The sequence below is a fragment of the Variovorax sp. 679 genome (assembly GCF_003952185.1).
Lineage (GTDB): Bacteria > Pseudomonadota > Gammaproteobacteria > Burkholderiales > Burkholderiaceae_C > Variovorax.
Genome location: NZ_RXFS01000010.1, coordinates 73018 through 92752 on the forward strand (window position 1 = coordinate 73018; position 19735 = coordinate 92752).

At 69.3% G+C, this 19735-nt stretch carries 15 protein-coding genes; 6 read left to right on the forward strand and 9 right to left on the reverse strand.

The annotated features are described in order from the left end of the window. Nucleotides 1-2: 2 nt before the first annotated feature. Entirely contained in the window at nt 3-650 is a 648-nt protein-coding gene (gene nth / locus EJO71_RS24830; RefSeq protein ID WP_125951478.1) for an endonuclease III, read from the forward strand. A 26-nt stretch (nt 651-676) separates the two neighbouring features. Next, a complete protein-coding gene (locus EJO71_RS24835) occupies nt 677-1525 on the forward strand; it encodes an Ivy family c-type lysozyme inhibitor (RefSeq protein WP_125951477.1) in 849 nt (282 codons plus the stop codon). 20 nt (nt 1526-1545) lie between these two features. Here EJO71_RS24835 and EJO71_RS24840 read toward each other — a convergent pair whose 3' ends face one another. Next, nucleotides 1546-3108, reverse strand: a complete 1563-nt coding sequence (locus EJO71_RS24840) for a methyl-accepting chemotaxis protein (protein WP_125951476.1) — start codon at nt 3106-3108, stop codon at nt 1546-1548. 145 nt (nt 3109-3253) lie between these two features. On the opposite strand from EJO71_RS24840, the gene EJO71_RS24845 reads away from it, so the two are divergent. After that, a complete protein-coding gene (locus tag EJO71_RS24845; RefSeq protein WP_125951475.1) occupies nt 3254-6001 on the forward strand; it encodes a LuxR C-terminal-related transcriptional regulator in 2748 nt (915 codons plus the stop codon). Between the two features lie 29 nt (nt 6002-6030). Here the strand turns inward: EJO71_RS24845 and EJO71_RS24850 are convergent, their stop codons facing one another. The 4 genes from EJO71_RS24850 to EJO71_RS24865 form a co-directional block, all read right to left on the reverse strand. Next, the gene (locus tag EJO71_RS24850; RefSeq protein WP_125951474.1) at nt 6031-6594 is read right to left on the reverse strand and encodes a histidine phosphatase family protein; all 564 of its coding nucleotides are present in this window, start codon (nt 6592-6594) and stop codon (nt 6031-6033) included. Next, a complete protein-coding gene (locus EJO71_RS24855) occupies nt 6591-7385 on the reverse strand; it encodes an adenosylcobinamide-GDP ribazoletransferase (RefSeq protein ID WP_125951473.1) in 795 nt (264 codons plus the stop codon). The genes EJO71_RS24850 and EJO71_RS24855 overlap by 4 nt, the downstream gene beginning before the upstream one ends. A gap of 61 nt (nt 7386-7446) precedes the next feature. Beyond that, entirely contained in the window at nt 7447-8487 is a 1041-nt protein-coding gene (gene cobT / locus EJO71_RS24860) for a nicotinate-nucleotide--dimethylbenzimidazole phosphoribosyltransferase (RefSeq protein WP_125951472.1), read from the reverse strand. Next, complete coding sequence (locus EJO71_RS24865) at nt 8484-9944, reverse strand: cobyric acid synthase (protein ID WP_125951471.1); 1461 nt, start codon at nt 9942-9944, stop codon at nt 8484-8486. The genes cobT and EJO71_RS24865 overlap by 4 nt, the downstream gene beginning before the upstream one ends. A gap of 166 nt (nt 9945-10110) precedes the next feature. On the opposite strand from EJO71_RS24865, the gene EJO71_RS24870 reads away from it, so the two are divergent. Next, complete coding sequence (locus EJO71_RS24870) at nt 10111-10341, forward strand: hypothetical protein (RefSeq protein WP_125951470.1); 231 nt, start codon at nt 10111-10113, stop codon at nt 10339-10341. A 78-nt stretch (nt 10342-10419) separates the two neighbouring features. On the opposite strand, the gene EJO71_RS24875 is transcribed toward EJO71_RS24870, so the two are convergent. From EJO71_RS24875 to EJO71_RS24890, 4 genes are all read right to left on the reverse strand, one after another. Further along, complete coding sequence (locus EJO71_RS24875; protein WP_125951469.1) at nt 10420-11904, reverse strand: efflux transporter outer membrane subunit; 1485 nt, start codon at nt 11902-11904, stop codon at nt 10420-10422. A gap of 25 nt (nt 11905-11929) precedes the next feature. Continuing rightward, nucleotides 11930-15208, reverse strand: coding sequence for an efflux RND transporter permease subunit (locus tag EJO71_RS24880; protein ID WP_125951468.1), 3279 nt, complete (start codon nt 15206-15208; stop codon nt 11930-11932). Nucleotides 15209-15381: 173 nt separating this feature from the next. Next, complete coding sequence (locus EJO71_RS24885) at nt 15382-16632, reverse strand: efflux RND transporter periplasmic adaptor subunit (protein WP_125951467.1); 1251 nt, start codon at nt 16630-16632, stop codon at nt 15382-15384. Nucleotides 16633-16779: 147 nt separating this feature from the next. Continuing rightward, a complete protein-coding gene (locus EJO71_RS24890; protein WP_125951466.1) occupies nt 16780-17664 on the reverse strand; it encodes an alpha/beta hydrolase in 885 nt (294 codons plus the stop codon). Nucleotides 17665-17846: 182 nt separating this feature from the next. Between EJO71_RS24890 and EJO71_RS24895 the strand changes: the two genes are divergently transcribed. After that, complete coding sequence (locus EJO71_RS24895) at nt 17847-18761, forward strand: LysR family transcriptional regulator (RefSeq protein ID WP_125951465.1); 915 nt, start codon at nt 17847-17849, stop codon at nt 18759-18761. 200 nt (nt 18762-18961) lie between these two features. Further along, nucleotides 18962-19735 carry a flagellar brake protein gene (locus tag EJO71_RS24900; RefSeq protein WP_125951464.1) on the forward strand — a complete coding sequence of 258 codons (774 nt, stop codon included), beginning with the start codon at nt 18962-18964 and terminating at the stop codon, nt 19733-19735.

The window sequence follows — 19735 nt, forward strand, 5'->3', positions numbered from 1 at the left end:
CCATGAAAAAAGACAACATCCCCCTCTTCTTCGCCACCCTGCAGGCGGCCAACCCCGAGCCCGAGACCGAGCTCGAGTACACCACCCCCTTCGAGCTGCTGGCCGCCGTGCTGCTGTCGGCGCAGGCCACCGACGTGGGCGTGAACAAGGCCACGCGCAAGCTCTTCCCGGTGGCGAACACGCCGCAGGCCATCCTCGACCTGGGTGTCGAGGGGCTGGAGGAATACATCAAGACCATCGGCCTGTACCGCAGCAAGGCCAGACACCTGATCGAGGCCTGCCGCATGCTGGTGGAACTGCACGGCGGCGAGGTTCCGCGCACCCGCGCCGAACTGGAGGCGCTGCCCGGCGTCGGCCGCAAGACGGCGAACGTGGTGCTCAACGTGGCCTTCGGCGAGGCGACGATCGCGGTCGACACGCACATCTTCCGCGTCGGCAACCGCACCGGCCTCGCGCCGGGCAAGACGCCGCTGGAGGTGGAACTGAAGCTCGAGAAGCGCGTCCCACCCGAGTACCGGCTGCACGCGCACCACTGGCTGATCCTGCATGGCCGCTACATCTGCGTGGCGCGCAAGCCGCGCTGCTGGGAATGCGCGGTGGCGAGCTTCTGCTCCTACAAGCCCAAGACGCCCGCGCCGAAGACGGCCTGAGAGATGAAGAAAGAACACAGCGACGAATGACGAGAAGCAAGACCACATCGACGAACGCCCGCACGCTGCTGGGCGCGGCCCTGCTGGCCGCGCTACTCCCGGCCTCGGCCTGGGCACAACAGGGCGGCGGCCAGTTCCCCAACTCCATCGGGCAGTACACGGGCCGCTGGTCCGCCAACTGCGCCGACAACTCGGCTCCCACGCTGCAGGTGCGCCAGGACATGCTGATCGCCGAGAGCGGCAAGCGCCGCGTGGTCGCCCGCGAGCCGCAGACGGCCTACAGCTTCTTCGGCAACAGCCCGCCGCCGGCCGGCTTCGATGTGGCGCTGATGAGCGACGCGGGCAAGGCCGGTTCGATGACCTTCCTCGTCTACCGCGGATCGCGCGGCCAGTACATCGCGCTGGATGCCGACAAGCCGGTCGCCGGCCAGCTCGGGCCCGAGATGATGAAGCAGCGCTACTGGCGCTGCAACGGTGCCGAGCGGGCCCTGCCTCCCCCGTCCGAGCCTGCCGCCAAGGTGCCGCCCCCGCCCACCGGAAGCCCCGCCGCGCTCGCGCAGGGCCCCGCCATGCAGAAGGCCTGGCGCGCAGCTCTGGGCCCGCGCGAGAACGACCGCTGGCTGGTGCGCCGCGAAGGCCCGGCGCCGGAGCCGCAATGGGTCACGATCGACGGCACGCGCTACCTGCTGCACGCCTTCTGCAAACCGCACGACTGCTACGACAACAACGCCATTGCGCTCTACGACCAGGGCTCCGGCCGCATCTACGGCCTGGTGCAGCGCAACGGCGCCAACCGCCTCGTGGGCACGCCGCCGCAGGCGCTGGCGCCCCAGCTGGACAAGCTCTGGCGCGAACAGTGGCGGCAGAAGAACTGAAGAACTGAACGCAGGCCCGCTCAGGCCAGCTTGAACATGCGCACCGCGTGCACCAGCCCTGCGGCCTGGTCGTTCATCGACTGCGCCGCGGCCGAGGCCTGCTCCACCAGCGCCGCGTTCTGCTGGGTGGTGCGGTCCATCTGCTTGATGGCATCGTTGACCTGACCGATGCCGGCCGCCTGCTCCTGGCTGGCCGCGGTGATCTCGGCCATGATGTCCGTCACCCGCCGCACGCTGCCCACGACCTCCTCCATGGTCTTGCCGGCCTCGTTGACCAGCGTGCTGCCCGCCTTCACCTCGTCCACCGAATCGCCGATCAGCGTCTTGATTTCCTTCGCCGCGGCGGCAGAGCGCTGCGCCAGGCTTCGCACCTCCGACGCGACCACCGCGAACCCCCGCCCCTGCTCGCCCGCGCGGGCCGCCTCCACCGCCGCATTGAGCGCGAGGATGTTGGTCTGGAACGAGATGCCGTCGATCACGCCGATGATCTCCACCACCTTCCTCGACGAGGCGTTGATGGACGCCATCTTCTCCACCACCTGATCGACCACCGCGCCGCCGCGCGAAGCCACCTGCGAGGCAGAGTCGGCAAGCTGGTTGGCCAGCCGCGCGTTGTCGGCGTTCTGCCTGACGGTGCCGGTGAGCTCCTGCATGGCCGCCGCCGTCTGCTCCAGCGAGCTGGCCTGCGCCTCGGTACGCGACGAGAGATCGCGATTGCCCGAGGCGATCTGGCCCGATGCCGAGGCGATGGAATCGGTGCCGTCGCGCACCTGCCCCACCACCTTGGCCAGCTCGTCGTTCATCGAGCGCAGCGCGCGCATCAGCATGCCCGACTCCGAGGTGTCCGACACCTCGATGCGCGCCGTCAGGTCGCCGGAGGCCACCTGCTGCGCCACGTTCACCGCCTGGCCCAGCGGCCGCGTGATGGAGCGCGTCATGAGGAAAGCCAGCAGCAGGCCGCCGGCCAGCGAGGCACAGCTGATCCCGAGGATCATCCACTTCGCGCGCAGGTACGCGGCCTGCGTCGATGCCGTGCCTTCGTCGGCGCTCTTCCTCAGCAGCGACTGGAAGGCAGAGACATGCGCCAGCACCTGGTTGAGCAGCGGCATGCATTCCTGCGTCAGCACCTTGACGGCGGCGTCGGTCTGGCGCGAGGTGGCGAGGGCGACGACGTTGCCGGCGATGGGCAGGTACCGGGCCTCCAGCGCACGGAGCTGCTCTAGCATCCGGCGCTCCTCCGGGGTTGCGGCGGCGGGATCGGCCATCACCGTCGCCAGACCCTGCAGGCCCTTGTCGATCTCGCGCTGGGAGCTTCCGACGAGTTCGATGTCGCCTTTTTGCAAGGCCGAGTCCGTCACCAGCGCCAGGTTGCGCGCCGCGATGGCCCGCTTGCCGATGGCCGACTGCACGTTGTTGAGCTCGTCGAGCTTGCGTTCCCCGATCTCGGTCGCGAAGGCGACGCGCTCCGAGAGATTCGCCATCTCGTGCAGGCCGATGCCGGTGATGAGGAGCTGCAACAGCAGCAACAGCGCAAAACCCAGCCCGAGGCGGGCTCCGATCCTGAGATTCGAAAGACCGAACATGTGGCGTTCTCCAAATTGGTTGCGGGGTCTCCCCGCTCTCATCGGCAGCGCCACCGCGCGCCACCCCACCCTCGAAGGGTGGGAATGGGCAAACCCTTGAATATGGGATCCGATCCGCGCGCGAGATGACCCAGAATCCGCACGAATGCAATCTGCCTCAACACCCGGCACACCAGCGCAGCGCACCCGGAGCCGCCGTCTCCTGGTCCGCCAGGGCCTGCTCGACCGGCTCGACGGGCCCGACGGCCGCCGATGCGTGGTGCTGCGTGCACCCGCCGGCTTCGGCAAGAGCTCGCTTCTGCTCACCTGGCAGCGCGAACTCGTATCGGCCGACGCCGGCATCGCATGGCTCAGGCTCGCGGACCTTCCCGAGGGCGACCTGCACTTCATGACCGCCCTGATGACGGCCCTGGCCGGCATCGACACGGCGATTCCGAAGCAGGCGATGGCGCATGCCCGCCCCGACGCCCTGGCGATGGAGCGGCTGGTCATCGCGCTCGTGCGCGGCATTGCAGCGCACGGCCGCAGGGTCGTGCTGATCGTGGACGACGTGCAGTGCGCGCAGAGCGGCAACGTGCTGCACGCCCTGCGCCTGCTCGTCGAGTACGCGCCGGCCAACCTGCTGTGCGTCTTCGCCAGCCAGGACGAACTGCCGATGACGCTGGGACACACCCCGGCCTCGAAGACGGTGCTGGAACTGCGCAACGACGACCTGCGCTTCAGCCTGCCGGAGTCGATCGACTACCTCGGCATGCGCCTGCCGCAACTCGACGAGCGCGCCGCCGCTGCGATCCACCGGCTGACCGAGGGCTGGCCGGCGCTGCTTCGGCTGGCCAGCGCCGACGTGCGCCGCCGGCGCGGCGTGCAGTCGCCCCTGGTCCATGGCGTGCCCGATCCCGAGCCATTTGCCGCGTACTTCCACGCGCACGTCTTCCCCCGCCTTTCGGCGACGCAGTTGCGGCTGCTCATCTGCTGCGCCGCCTGCACGCGCTTCAGCGCGTCGCTGTGCGCCGACCTCGTGGGCGACGGGTACACGCCGGCCCAGTGCGCCGAGCTGCTGGAACCGCTGGCGCGCGAGGGCCTGCTGTCCGCCGCGCCGGAAGCGTCCGCCTCGCCCGCGCAGGAGCACTGGTGGCACATGCACCCGCTGCTGCGCAGCGTGCTGCTCCTGCGCTTCTCGGCCTGGCCCGAAGCCGAGCGGCTGAAGATTCATGCCACGGCCTGCCACTCGTTCATGGCCCGGGGCATGCACCACCAGGCCGTGCGGCACGCGCTGGCGGCCGGCAACCGCGAAACCGCCGCCTGGCTGGCCGAACACGGTGCGCAGGCGCTGTTCGTGCAGGGCCGCATGAGCGAAATGATCGCGCTGGTGCGCCAGCTCGACGCCGAAACGATCAAGGACAACTCCAATCTCGGTCTTTGGACTGCCTGGGTCGAGCTGGCCGACTACCGCCTCGACGACTGCGCCCGCAGCATCCAGCGGCTGCGCGGAAAGCCCGGCGCCCTCGAACCGGCCATGCGCTACCGGCTGACGCTGCTGGGCTGCCTGTTCGCCATCCGCAACGACGACAACGACGCGCTCTCGCGGCTGTTGCCCGAGTTGCTGGCCCCGCCGCCGTCGGCCGATGAGTTCGCGCTGGCCGGGCGGCGCAACGTGCTGACCTGGCTGCACCTGCATCGCGGCGAGTTCGTGCAGGCGCGGTGCATCCAGCGCGACGAGCCGACACCGCGCATCGACGGCGAGCCCGTCGTCGGCACCCTGTTCGGGTCGCTGGTGGGCCAGTGCCTGGTCGGGCTGTCGTATGCCGTCGAGGGACAGATGCACCGCGCGGAGCGCATCTACCGCCAGGTGCTCGGCGAGGCGCAGGAGCGCGGCGCGCGTTGCGCCGAGGCGGCCCGGCTCACCGCCCAGCTGCTGGTGGAGGTGCTGTACGAGCAGCACGGCCCGCTGGTGGCGGCGCGCTTCATCCAGGAACAACTCGGCACGCACGACGGCCTGATTCCCGACACCAGCCTGCGCATGATCCTGGTGGCGAACCGCGCCCAGCAAGCGGCCGGCCGCTGGCGCGAGGCGCTGGAACACCTCGCGCAGGCCGGGTGCTTCCTGCGGCGCTTCCGCATGGACCGCACGCTGGCCTGCGTGCTGCTGGAACAGCTCGGGATCCAGCTCGCGAACGACGAGACCGACGCGGCGCGAGCCTCCCTGCAGGAACTGGAAGCGCTGCACGACCGGCACCCGGGTGTCGAGCCCGGCACCCTCCGGCGCATTGCCGACATCGTGGAGCGGGCGCGGATCCGCATGGCGATGCACGACGGCGAACTGCTGCCCGTGCTGGCACGGATCGACGCCCTGTCGCAGTGCTACGAGGAACGCGGACAGCTCAGCCTCTCGGTCACGCTCCAGCTCCAGGCGGCCGAGGTCGAGCGCAGGCTCGGCCGCACCGAGGCGTCGAACGCGCGCGTCTGCAAGGCCTTGCGGCTGGGTCATTCGCTGGGGCTGCTGCAGACCCTGCTGGGCGCGCACGACAACGCCCTGCAGCTGATCCGCACGGCCGGCGCGATACCCAATCTCGACCCGGTCCTGGGCTTCTTCATCGAGCGCATCGAGGCGCTGGCGCAATCGCAGCTCGAGGTGCGCATCGAGCCTCCGCCGGTGCCGCATTTCCGGGACGACGAGCGCCTGACCCGCCTGCTCACGCTGCGCGAAGCCGAGATCGCCGAACTGCTGCTGAAGTCGCTGCCGAACAAGAAGATCGCGCTCACGCTCGGCGTGTCGCTCGACACGGTCAAGTGGCACCTCAAGAACATCTACATGAAGCTGGACGCCCACGGGCGCGGCGCCGTGGCCGAACGCATGCGGTACGAGCTCGAACGCGGCGGCAGCGGCAAATAGAGGGCGCCGATCAGGCACCGCCGCCCATGTCAGGTGAGCGATGGATTGTCGAAAACCAGCCAACCGCCGAATGGCATCTCGCCGGAAGGCCAGTCGCCCGCAGTGGCCGGGCAACGGATGCCGCGCTGCAGCAAGGTCACCGCGCGCAATACGCCGGCATGCGTGACCCAGAGCACGTCGCGCTCCTGCGCCAGCCATTCGTCGTGCGCCTGTGCAACCCGCAACATGAAGGCGCGCACGCTCTCGCCGTGCACGCCGGCCCGCAGGTCCGCGAAATCGGCGGTCCAGGCGTCGAAGTCCTCGCGGGGAATGTCGGCCCAGGGCCGGCCCTCCCAGGCGCCGAAATCCATCTCGGCCAGCCGGGCGTCGTGTTGCACAGGCAGGTCCGGGCGCAGTGCGGCGATGGCTTCCGCCAACGCGGCGCAGCGCCTCAGAGGAGAGCTGCGCAGCGCGATGCCGGCCGGCAGCAGCGGCGCGATCCGTTCGGCGGCGGCCAGCGTGGCGTCCGCATGGGCTTCGAGGTCCGTCGCCCCGTAGCAGAGGCCGGGTTCGGCCACTACCGGGGCGTGGCGCTGGAGCCAGAGGGTGGTCATGCGCTCCAGGCCAGCGCGAGGTAGATCGCGAGTTCGCAGACCTGCTGGGTCGCGCCCAAGCCGTCGCCGGTGAAGCCTTGCAGCCTGCGCAGGAAGAGACGCGCCATCCAGCCCGCGGCAAGAACGGCCGCGAGAACGGCGGCCACGACATGCACCGCGTCATGCGCGCACAGCAGCAGCGCCACCGCCGGAACAGTCCACACCACGGCGATCGCCAGCGCTCCCCGGCTGATCGCATCAGCCAGCGGCTTGGCCTTGCTCGCACCACTGTCGCCCACATAGGGCAGCCAGCGGATCAGGAAGAGCGGCATCAGCCGCGACAGCACGTGCGCGCCCACGATGGCAATGGCCACAGCCGCCAGGCCGCGCCCGGCCAGCAACGCGAGCAGCGCGAACTTCAGGCCCAGCGCCAATACAAGCGCGACGGTGCCGAAGGCGCCGATGCGCGAGTCCTTCATGATCTCCAGCGCCCGCTCCCGGTTGGCCGAGCCACCGAGGCCGTCGGCCACGTCGGCCAGCCCGTCCTCATGGAATGCGCCGGTGAGCATCACGGTGGCGACGGTGCTCAGCACGGCCGCCGCCAGCGCGCCACCGACGCCGGACAACCCAACGGCCACGCCCGCGAACACCAGCGCCGCCACCCCGCCTACCAGCCAGCCGATGCCGGGCAGGTGCGCCGCGCTCGCGCGCAGCATCTGCGGGCTGTAGCCGACCCATGCGGCCAGCCGCCCCGTCACCGGCACCCGGGTGAAGAACTGCAGCGCGAGCAGGAAATGGCGGATGCTGTTCATTGAAGTACCTTCGTGCTTCGCACTGCGGTGCGAGCTTGCTTGGGGCGGCCCGGCGCGACGCTCATGCGTCCTTGCGCGACACGCCGGCCGATTCGAAGCTCGCCATCTCGCGCAGGATGCGGCAGGCGGATTCGAGCAGCGGCCAGGCCAGCGCGCCTCCCGAGCCCTCGCCCAGCCGCAGGTCGAGCAGCAGCAGCGGCTCCAGCCCCAGCCGCTCCAGCAGCAGCGCATGCCCCGGCTCGGCCGAGCGGTGCGCCGCCACGCAGCGCTGCACCACGTGGGGCTGCAGCGCCTGCGCCACCAGCACCGCCGCGCTGGCGATGTAGCCGTCGACCACGATCACCCTGCGCTCGGCAGCCGCCTGCAGCACGGCGCCGACCAGCGTTGCCAGCTCGAAACCGCCGAAGGCCGCCAAGGCATCGAGCGGTGCCGCCGCGTCGGCGTGCAGCGCCAGCACCTGACGCAGCACTTCGCGCTTGCGCGCCAGCCCTGCCCCGTCGAGGCCGGTGCCGATGCCGATGCAGGCGTCGATGTCCAGCCCGCCCAGCCGCGACAGCAGCAGCGCGGCGGACGAACTGTTGCCGATGCCCATCTCGCCGAGCAGCAGCGCATTGCCCGGCAGCACCTTCACGACTTCGCGCCCGTTGGCGATCGCCTGGGCGCATTGCGCGGCGGTCATGGCCGGCTCCAGGGAAGCGTCGGCAGTGCCCGCGGCGATCCGGCGCGACACCAGCCCCGGGCGGGGCTGGAAGTCTTGCCGCACGCCGCAGTCGACCACGGTGAGCGCAAGCCCGTGCTGCCGCGCGAGCACGCTCACGGCCGCTCCGCCGGCGAGGAAGTTCTCGACCATCTGCCAGGTCACCTCGCTCGGGTAGGCCGAGACGCCGCGCGCCGCCAACCCGTGGTCGCCGGCGCAGACCAGCATCTGCGGAGCCTCGAGCACGGGGCTTTCGGTGCCGAGGATGCAGCCGATGCGCAAGGCCAGCGCCTCCAGCCGGCCCAGCGCGCCGAGCGGCTTGGTCTTGTTGTCCAGCACGGCCTGCAGGCGGGCGGCCAGCGCGGCGTCGCCGATGTCCGGAATGGCGGGAATGAGTTCGGTCATGCAATCAGTCCGGCGAGCACGCCGGCGTCGAAGTGGGTGTCGATGAAGTCGGCCAGGCCGTCGAAGGTGGCCTCGAGGGTGGGCGCCGAGGCGCCGAACAACGCATGCAGCGCGCCAGGGTCCTCGAACAGGCCGTGAAGGTAGATGCCGAGCACGTTGCCGCGCGCGCTCTGCCAGGCCAGCCCGTCGGGCATCACCGCCTGGCCGTCCTGCGCCATCTGCGGGTGCTCTGCGGTCTGGCCGTGATGGATTTCGTAGCCGGCGACCGGCACATCGGACAGCGCCGCCCAGGCACCGGTCAGCTCGCCGAAGCGCGCGACGCGATGCCGCACCGTCTTCTCGCGCTCGAACACCGTCACCAGCGGCAGCAGGCCGAGTCCCGGCGCGTTGCCGTCGATGCCGTGCGGATCGACCAGCGCCTCGCCCAGCATCTGCAGGCCGCCGCAGATGCCCAGCACCACCCCGCCGCGTTCGGCATGCGCGGCCACGGCGCGGTCCAGCCCCTGCGCGCGCAGCCAGGCCAGGTCGCCGCTGGTGTGCTTGGAGCCGGGCAGCACGATCCAGTCGGCCCCGGCCACGTCGGCCGGCGTGCGCGCCCAGACGAGGCGCACGCCGGGCACATTCTTCAGCGCCTGGAATTCGTCGAGATTGCTGATGCGCGGGTATGCGACCACCGCCACGGTTCGCGTGACCGTGCCGCTCGCGCGGCTGCGGTCGTCGAACACGCCGTCCTCCTCGGGCAGGCCGTGCTGCCACCACATGGGCAGCGTGGCAACGGTGGGCACGCCGGTCAGCTCCTGCAATTGCTGGGGCGCCGGCGCGAGCAGCGAGGCATCGCCGCGGAACTTGTTGAGCACGAAGCCGCGCAGCAGCGCGCGGTCGGCCTCGGGCAGCAGCGCCCAGGTGCCGTACAGGTGGGCGAAAGCGCCGCCGCGGTCGATGTCGGTCGCCAGCAGGCAGCGCGCCTGCGCGTGGCGGGCGATGCGCATGTTGACGATGTCGCTGGCCATCAGGTTGATCTCGGCCGGCGAACCGGCGCCCTCGATCACGACCACGTCGTTTTCGGCGCGCAACTCGTCGAGCGCCCCCGAGATCTCGGGCCACACGCGCTCGCTGCGGCCGCGCCAGGGCAAGGCCGAGAGCTCCTCGTTCACCTGCCCCATCAGCACCACCTGGCTGTGGGTGTCGCGCTCGGGCTTGAGCAGCAGCGGATTCATGCGCACGTCGGGCAGCGCATTGGCGGCCAGGGCCTGGAAATACTGGGCGCTGCCGATCTCGCCGCCATCGACCACGCGGGCGTTGTTGCTCATGTTCTGCGCCTTGAAGGGCGCCACTTTCAGGCCCCGGCGCGCATACCAGCGGCACAGCGCCGTGGCCAGCCAGCTCTTGCCGGCGCCGCTGGTCGTGCCCAGGACCATGACGCACCGCGCCGGCCCGCTATTCGCCTTTGAACTCATCGGCGGATTGTCGTTGAGCGCCGCGAGCGCCCCCAAAGGGTCGGCTGGAACCCGCTAATTGCGACATCTTTCACGGTGTGGCGCGGCAAATGCACCCCGGTGAATCCGGTTGCGGATTTCCTGCGTACACCCGCGACAGCACGTTCGCATCGCACCCAGGGAACCCATGCCAGCCTTGAACGATTTGGCGCTGACCGTCGAGGAGCACGAGCCCGGCCAGTTCTTCTGGACCCTGCTCGAGGCCCACCACGGCGACGCAAGCACCGAGACCCTCGACTACCGGATCTACCGGACCGCGGCCAGCCCGCAGACCAGCTATTCCAACGCCATGGCCATGGGCGCGCTGGAGCTGCAAAAAATAAGCGCCGCCGCGAACCTCGCCGGCAATGCCGGCTGAGCCCACGACGGCGCAAGACCGCCTTGCGGCGTTCAGGCTGTCAATTTCTACAAGGCCGATCGCGCCTCGGCCCCCGATTCAGCGCACGGCCACGGTGGTCTTCGCGCCGCCGGCCGCCGCCACGGGCGCCGGCACGTCCCAGCCCCCGCCGATGGCGCGGATCAGGCCCACGGCCGCCTGGTACTGCGCCGACTTCACCTGCAGCGCCTGGCGACGGTTGCGCAGTTCGCTGCGGCGCGCGTCGAGCAGGTCGAGCTGGCTGATGTAGCCGTTGCGGTAGCGGGTGTCCGACAGGCTGGTCGCACGCGCCGCCGAGGTCACGGCCTGCGCCTGCACCACCGACTGTTCCTGCAGCGTGCGGATGGCTGCCAGCTGGTCCTCGACCTCCTGGAAGGCCACCAGCACCTGCGTGCGGTAGCTCGCGAGCGCACCGTCGAGCTGGGCATTGGCGCCCTGCACGCCGGCCTCGCGGCGGCCGCCGTCGAAGATCGGCAGCGACAGCAGCGCGCCCACGCCCCACGAGCGTGCCGACCACTTGAAGAGGTCGCCGATCTCGGGCGAGGCATAGCCGGCGGCGCCGGTCAGCGAGATGTTCGGGAACCACGCGGCCTGCGCCACGCCCACGCGGGCCTGTGCGGCCAGCACGGCGCTCTGCGCGGCCGACACGTCGGGCCGGCGCGTCAGCACCGTGGCCGGCAGGCCGGCAGGAATCGACGGCAGCGCCGTCGACCAGTCATCGCTGCGCAAGCCGAAGCTGGAAGCCGAATCGCCCACCAGCACCGCGAGCGCGTGCTCGACCTGGGCACGCTGGCGGTCTAGCGCGAGCGCGTCCGACTCGGTGGACGACACCTCGGTCTGCACGCGCGCCACGTCGAGCTCGGCGATGTCGCCGGCCTGCTCGCGGCGCTGCGACAGGCGCAGCGTGTCGCGGTAGGCCTCGACCTGTTCGCGCACCAGCACGCGCTCGGCGTCGAGCGCGCGCAGCTGCAGGTAGGTCTGAGCCGTCTCGGCCTGCACCGCGAGCCGGGTGCTCTGCAGCAGGGCCTCGCGGCCGGCGGCATCGAGATTCGCCGCGTTGCTGGCGCCCGAGAGGCGGCCGAACAGGTCAACCTCGTACGAGAAGGTGGCGCCGATGTTGGTCATCGTGGCCGGGCGCGTGCTGGCCGTGGCCTTGTCCAGGCCGGCGCCGCGGTTGGCACCGCCGCTCAGGCCGATCTGCGGCAGGCGGTCGGCGTTGGCGCTGCGCGCCAGCGCGCGGGCCTCGGCCAGCCGCGCGGCAGCGGCCTGGATGTTGCCGTTGTTGACGTCGGCCTTCTCGACCAGCGCATTCAACGTCGTGTCGTTGAACGCCAGCCACCATGCACCGCGCGATTGCGCCTCGGAAGGCACAGCACGCGTGAAGCCGGCGGGCGGCGTGGGCCCCTGCTCCTTGAACTGGGCCGTGGTCGTGATCTCGGGCAGGCCCGAGGGCACGGTGGCACAGCCGGCGAGCACCAGGGCAGCCATCAGCGGCAGCAAGGCGGTACGAAGAGGCCTCACCAAGGGTTGTACTGAGAATTTCATGATCAGCTTTCTTTGTTCTTCCCGATCAGTCATGCGAACCGTGCGAGGGGCGCGGCGACGCAGGCACCGGATGCAGTCCGCCACCGCCCGAGCCGCCGTGCGATGCCGGCGTCACGGGATGGTCGGCCGAGACGAAGTCGTCGCCATGCGGCACTTCGCCATGCAGCTTGAGCGGACGGTTGCCCGCGAGGCGGCGCAGCAGCACATAGAACACCGGCGTCAGGAACAGGCCGAAGGCCGTCACGCCGATCATCCCGGCGAACACCGCCACGCCCATGGCCTTGCGCATTTCAGAGCCCGCGCCGGTGGACAGCACGAGGGGCAGCACGCCCATCACGAAGGCCAGCGAGGTCATGAGAATCGGGCGCAGGCGCAGGCGGCTGGCTTCGATGGCGGCCTGCACGGGTGTGCGGCCGGCGAATTCGAGCTCCCGCGCAAACTCCACGATAAGAATCGCGTTCTTCGCACTCAACCCGACAAGCACTATCAGCCCGATCTGCGTGAAGACGTTGTTGTCGCCTCCGGAGATCCACACGCCGGTCATCGCGGCCAGGATGCCCATCGGCACGATCAGGATGATCGCGATCGGCAGCGTCAGGCTTTCGTACTGCGCGGCCAGCACCAGGAACACCAGAAGAATGGCCAGCGGGAACACCAGGAAGGCGGAGTTGCCAGCCAGGATCTCCTGGTAGGTCAGCTCGGTCCACTCGAAGCTCACGCCCTTGGGCAGCGTCTCGGCAGCGATCTTCGTGATCGCGTCCTGCGCCTGGCCCGACGAGTAGCCCGGCGCCGGACCACCGTTGATGTCGGCGGCGAGGTAGCCGTTGTAGCGCATGGCGCGTTCCGGACCGAAGGTCGAATTCACCTTCATCAGCGCGGCCAGCGGCACCATCTCGCCCGAGGTCGAGCGCACCTTCAGCAGGCCCACGTCTTCGGCACGGGCGCGGTAAGGCGCATCGGCCTGGACGCGCACGGAGTACGTGCGGCCGAACTTGTTGAAGTCGTTCGCATACAGGCTGCCGAGGTAGATCTGCATGGTGTCGAAGATGTCCGTCACCGGCACGCCGAGCTGGCGCGCCTTGGTGCGGTCGATGTCGGCATACAGCTGCGGCACGTTGACCTGCCAGCTCGTGAACATGCCGGCCAGCTCGGGCGCCTGGTAGGCCTTGGCCATGAAGGCCTTCACTGCCGCGTCCATCTGGTCGTAGCCCACCGAGGCGCGGTCTTCCAGCTGCAGCTTGAAGCCGCCCGTGGTGCCCAGGCCCGCCACCGGCGGCGGCGGGAACATCACGATGAAGGCGTCCTGGATGCCGGCGAAGGCACCGTTGAGCTGGCCGGCCACCGCGCCGCCGCTCTGGTCGGGGCGCTTGCGCTGGTCGAAGGGCTTGAGCGTGGCGAACACGATGCCCGAGTTCGAGCTGTTGGTGAAGCCGTTGATCGACAGGCCCGGGAAGGCGATGGCGTCTTCCACGTTCGGGTTCTTCTTCATGATCTCGCCCATGCGCTGGATCACTTCGTCGGTGCGGTCGAGCGTAGCGCCGTCGGGCAATTGCGCAAAACCGATCAGGTACTGCTTGTCCTGCGCCGGCACGAAGCCGCTGGGCACCGCCTTGAAGAGGCCGAAGGTCACACCGATCAGCGCGAGGTAGATGGCCAGCATCAGGGCCTTGCGCGAGATCACGCGCTTGACGCCGCCGCTGTAGGCCTCGGAGCCGCGATGGAAGAAGCGGTTGAAGCCGCGGAACAGCCAGCCGAAGACGCGGTCCATGCCGCGCGTCAGCGCGTCCTTGGGAGCGTCGTGGCCGCGCAGCAGCAAGGCGGCGAGCGCAGGCGACAGCGTCAGCGAGTTGATCGCCGAGATCACCGTCGAGATCGCGATGGTCACCGCGAACTGGCGATAGAACTGGCCCGTGAGGCCGCTGATGAAGGCCAGCGGCACGAACACGGCCACCAGCACCAGCGCGATGGCGATGATCGGGCCCGACACTTCACGCATTGCGCGATAGGTCGCTTCACGCGGCGTGAGCCCCGCCTCGATGTTGCGCTCGACGTTCTCCACCACCACGATGGCGTCGTCCACCACGATACCGATGGCCAGCACCAGGCCGAACAGGCTCAGCGCGTTGATCGAGAAACCGAGGATGTGCAGCACCGCGAAGGTACCGATCACCGACACCGGCACGGCCAGCAGCGGGATGATGGAAGCGCGCCAGGTCTGCAGGAACAGGATCACGACCAGCACCACCAGCATGATGGCTTCGAGCAGCGTGTGGATCACCGATTCGATGGACGCGCGCACGAACTGCGTCGGGTCGTAGGCGATGCGGTATTCCAGGCCCTCGGGCATGTTCTTGTTGAGCTCGGCCATCGTCTTGCGCACATTGGCCGAGATGTCGAGCGCGTTGGAGCCCGGTGCCTGGAACACGCCCATGCCGACGGCCGGGTCGTTGTTCAGCAGCGAACGCAGCGAGTAGTCGGCGGCGCCCATCTCGAGGCGGCCGATGTCGCGAAGACGCGTGACGGCGCCGTCGGTGCCGCTCTTGACGATGATGTCGCCGAACTCTTCCTCGCTCTGCAGGCGGCCCTGCGCATTGATCGACAGCTGCATGTCCACGCCCGACAGGCCAGGCGAAGCGCCGACCACGCCGGCCGCGGCCTGCACGTTCTGGCCGCGGATGGCGGCCACCACGTCGGAAGCCGAGAGGCCGCGCTGCGCGACCTTCTGCGGGTCGAGCCACACGCGCATGGAGTAGTCGCCGCCGCCGAAGATCTGGACCTGGCCCACGCCTTCGATGCGCGCCAGCGGGTCCTTCACGTTCAGCACTGCGTAGTTGCGCAGGTAGTTGATGTCGTAGCGATTGTTCGGCGAGACGAGGTGAACCACCATCGTCAGGTCGGGCGCGCTCTTGACGGTCGTGATGCCGAGCCGGCGCACTTCCTCGGGCAGGCGCGGCTCGGCTTGCGAGACGCGGTTCTGCACGAGCTGCTGTGCCTTGTCGGGATCGGTGCCCAGGCGGAAGGTGACGGTGAGCGTCAGCACGCCGTCGGTGGTCGCCTGGCTGCCCATGTAGAGCATGCCTTCGACGCCGTTGATCTGCTCCTCGAGCGGAGTGGCAACGGTTTCGGCGATCACCTTCGGGTTGGCGCCGGGGTACTGGGCGCGCACCACCACCGAGGGCGGCGCGACTTCCGGGTACTCCGAGATCGGCAGGCCGCGCAAGGCGATCAGGCCCGCTATCAGCATCAGTAGCGACAGCACGCCCGCAAAGATCGGCCTGTCGATGAAGAATTTTGAGAGATTCATGTTCGTTTACTCCACCGCGTCGTGCGCGGTCCACGCCGCATGCAATGCATGCGGCATCCAGGTGGCTCCCATATCAGGATCAGGAACACCGCGGAACCGGCTCTGCCGGGCCGCTGGTGTTGCCCCCGCGAGGGGGTTGGCGGCTACACGAAGTGAGCAAGCCTGGGGGTGGTTCAAGATTTCGCAGCCTCGGCCACGCGTTCCGGTTGTTGTTGCTTGGGGTCCGCCTTGGCGTCCATCGTCACTTGCTGCGGCGCCACCAGCGCACCCGGGCGGATGTGCTGCAGGCCGTTGACGATCACGCGGTCGCCCGCCTTCAGGCCCTTGCTCACGACACGCAGGCCGTTGATCGAGGCGCCCAGCGTCACTTCGCGGTAGACAGCCTTGCTGTCCTCACCCACGACCATCACGAACTTCTTGTTCTGGTCGGTGCCGATGGCGCGTTCGCTCACCAGCAGCGCGGTGTCGTTGCGGGCCTGGCCCATGCGGATGCGGGCGAACTGGCCGGGGATGAGCGCGCCGTCCTTGTTGTCGAACGAGGCACGCACGCGCACCGTGCCGCTGCGGGCGTCGACCTGGTTGTCGATCAGCTGCAGCTTGCCGGTGAAGGGCGTGCCGTCGAGGCCGGCGGTGCCCATCTGCACGGGAATGCTCTCGATCTGGCCGCGGGCGCTGGAGCCGCTCGGCAGGTCTTTCAGGGCCCGCGTGATGACTTGCTCGTCAGCGTCGAAGCTCGCGTAGATCGGGCTCACCGACACCAGCGTGGTCAGCACCGGGGCGCCCGGACCGGCCGCCACCAGGTTGCCCACCGTCACCTCGATGCGGCCGATGCGGCCCGACACCGGGGCGCGAACCTGGGTGTAGCCCAGGTTCAGTCGCGCCGACTGCAGCGAGGCTTGCGCCGCACGCAGGTTGGCTTCGGCTTCGCGACCGGCGTTCACACGCTCGTCGTACTCGCGCTGGGCGATGGCCTTGTCGTCCCACAGGCGCTTGGCGCGCTCCTGCTCGCTGCGGCTGAACGACTGGCGGGCCTGCGCGGAAGCCACCTGCGCCTCGGCGCGCTCGACCTCGGCCGCGTACGGCGCGGGGTCGATGGTGACCAGCAGGTCGCCCTGCTTCACCAGAGCGCCTTCACGGAAGTGCACTGACTGCACTGCGCCCGCGACGCGGGAGCGCACGTCGACGCGCTGGACGGCTTCGAGGCGGCCCGAGAACTCGTCCCAGGCGTTGATCTCGCTCGACGCCACCGTGGCGACCGACACCGGCGTGGCCTGGGGCGCCGCCGGAGCGTTGTTGGCCTCGGCCTTGAAGCTGTACATGCCCACCACCGCGGCAGCCACTGCCAGCAATGCGGTGAGGCCGGTCACGGCGGGCCAGAGGCCCTTGCGGGCGGCGGAAGACAGCTTTTTCTCGTTGTTCGACATGATGATGAGTCCTTCTCGATGACTTTGGGATGCAACAGGCCACCCCGGCGCTTTTGGCACCAGGAGGCGGATTTCAGGGAAAAAGAGGCCCCGGCACGCTGCCGCGCTGGCAGCGTGTCGATCAGGCAGCCGGTGACCGGCGGGAAACTAGCTGGGGTGGTTCGCCGTCACGGGTGGCGGCGTGGTCGCGCTGAAGAATTCGCGAAAGTGCTGCTGCACCGATGCTTCGCAGGCCACGCAGCCCGTGTTCTCGGTGTCGTACAGCGCCTTCGGCCAGTTCGACGCGCTCGGCAGAACGCTGCTCGTGACCTCGATGCCGGCTGCACGCAGGCGGCCCGCGAAGGTCAGCGCCTCGTCGCGCATGGCGTCGTCCGCGCCCACCAGCACCAGTGCGGGGGCCAGCGATGACAACCGCAGCGAGCCGCTCGGCACCGCATAGGGGTGCATGGCGTTCGAGGGGCAGCTCAGGTACTTCTCCCAGCCGCTGGCCCAGCGGCATTCGGCCGCGTCGTTGGTGGCATTGCGCAGCGAGGCGGTGCCGGCGCACGGGTCGAGCATGGGCGACAGCAGGATCTGGCCTGCGAGCGGCGGATGCGCCCGGTCGCGGGCAATCAACGCCACCGCGGCCGCCAGGTTGCCACCGGCTTCCTCGCCGGCCAGGTACACCTGCGCGCCCTTGCCGCCGAGCTTGGTGCGCTGCTTGTAGAGCCATTCAAGTGCGGCATAGCCCACCTCGATGGGCTCGGGGAACGGCGACTGCGGTGCCAGCGGGTAGGCCAGCGACACCACCACCGCACCCGCCCCGGCCAGCAGCCGCGCCACGTTGCGGCCGTTGTCGAGGCCGCCGCAGACGAAGGTGCCGCCATGGAAATGCAGCACCAGCGGTGCCACGTCACCCTTGGCGCGCTGTCCGTACACACGGGCACCGACCGGTTCGCGGCCGGGCAGCTCGATCGACAGATCGGCTTCCACGCCTTGCGCCGCAGCGCGGGCAGCAGCTTCGGCAGAACGGGACGATGGAACGGGTGACATGGGCGACCTCGGGGATTTGGGCGATGGTTGAAATATAAGTCGCCCGATGCAGCGTTAAACAGGAAACATGCCCCCACTCTGTTTCCAAACCGACAACAATCCGGGCGCTCCGCAAAGGTCGGGCGGCTTGTGTGAGAATCCGCGTCCCCCGGTGTGGGCCGGGTACCAAGAACAGGCATTCAATGGATCAGATCCAGGCCATGCGGATCTTCGTCCGCGTCGTGGAAGCCGGCACTTTCACCCGGGCGGCTGACTCGCTCGCCCTGCCCAAGGGCACCGTCACCAAGCAGATCCAGGCGCTCGAGTCGCGCCTGCGCGTGAAGCTGCTCAACCGCACCACGCGGCGCGTCACGGTCACGCCCGACGGCGCGGCCTACTTCGAGCGGGCCGCGCGCCTGCTCAACGACTTCGACGATATGGAAGCCAGCATGACGAATGCGCAGTCCAACCCCACGGGTCGGCTGCGCATCGACGTCGGCACTTCGGTGGCGCGGCTGATCATCCTGCCCGCGCTGGCCAGCTTCTGCGACCGCTACCCCGACATCCAGGTCGACCTGGGCGTGAGCGACCGCACCGTCGACCTCATCAGCGACAACGTCGACTGCGTGATCCGCGCGGGCGAGCTCAACGACCAATCGCTGGTGGCGCGCCGCATCGGCACGCTCGACTTCGTCACCGTGGCGTCACCGGCCTATGTAAAGCGCTACGGCGTGCCGCAGCACCCGAACGACATCGAGAAGCGCCACCACGTGGTGAGCTACTTCTCGGGCACCACGCGGCGCGTATACCCGCACGAGTTCAGGAAGGGCGACGAGCAGATCGAGCTGAACGGCCCCTACCGCGTGGCGGTGAACGAGAGTAACGCCCACATCACGGCGGTGCTGGGCGGCTTCGGCATCTCGCAGTGCATCACCTTCATGGCCGAGCCGCTGATCGAGAGTGGCGAGCTGATCCAGCTGCTGCCGGACTGGAACCGCGAACCGCTGCCGATCCACGTGGTGTACCCGCCCAACCGCCACCTGAGCGCCAAGGTGCGCGCCTTCGTGGACTGGGCGGCCGAACTCTTCGCGAAGAATCCGAGGCTCCAGCGGCGCTGATTGCGCAGCACCTGCAACACACGATTCACGCCGGCGCCCTAAATTCTGGCCGGTTGGTGCCGTTAATAAGATCGGCCCGACACCGGAAAGCCGCCCGGATTTCCGGTTGAACGCGCGTACCGCGGCCTCGACGGAGGCCGCCCGAAGGCCCGGGAGAGCCCCTGGCACGCGCCCGCAAGAACATACATACCGGCAAGCTCATGGATACAGACCAGTCGAACGGCGAGACCGAAGCGCTCGATCAGCCGCACGCCCCGCCAGACGAGGGCACGAGCGAATTCGGCCGCCGCACGCCGGTGGAGATCGGCGTTCACCTGCGCAACCTCGCCAGTCGCCGCGACAACCTCACCGTCCAGTACGCGGGCGGCCACCTCGTGACGCAGCTCCTCGACGTGGACACGCGCGCCCGCGTCTTCACCTTCGACTGGGGTGCATCGCCCGAGCAGAACCGGGGTCTGCTGGCGGCGCCGCGCTGTCATTTCGAGGCCCAGCAGGACGGCGTGCGCATCGAGTTCTCCATCGCCACGCCGCGCGAGACGCGCTACGAGGGCCTGCCGGCCTTCGAGGCCGACTTCCCCGAAACGCTCTTCTACATGCAGCGCCGGGAGTATTTCCGCGTCGATGCGCCGATCGCCGATTCGTACACATGCACGGGCAGCCTGCCCAAGGGCGACGCGTTCTCCTTCGAAGTGCAGGACCTGTCGCTCGGCGGCGTCGGCCTTCGCACCCGGGACGAACGCGCAGCCGCATTGCCGATCGGCTCATACCTCCGTGACTGCGAACTGTCGCTCGGCACGCTCGGCCGGCTCGCGCTCGACATGGAACTCGTGTCCAGCCGCTCCACCACGCTGCCGAACGGTGCGCTGCAGCACCAGCTGGGCTTCCGTTTCCTGGCGCTGCCGCCGGGCGCCGAAAGCGCGCTGCAACGCCTGATCACGCGGCTCGAAATGAAAAGCCGCTCGCTGGTCGGCTGA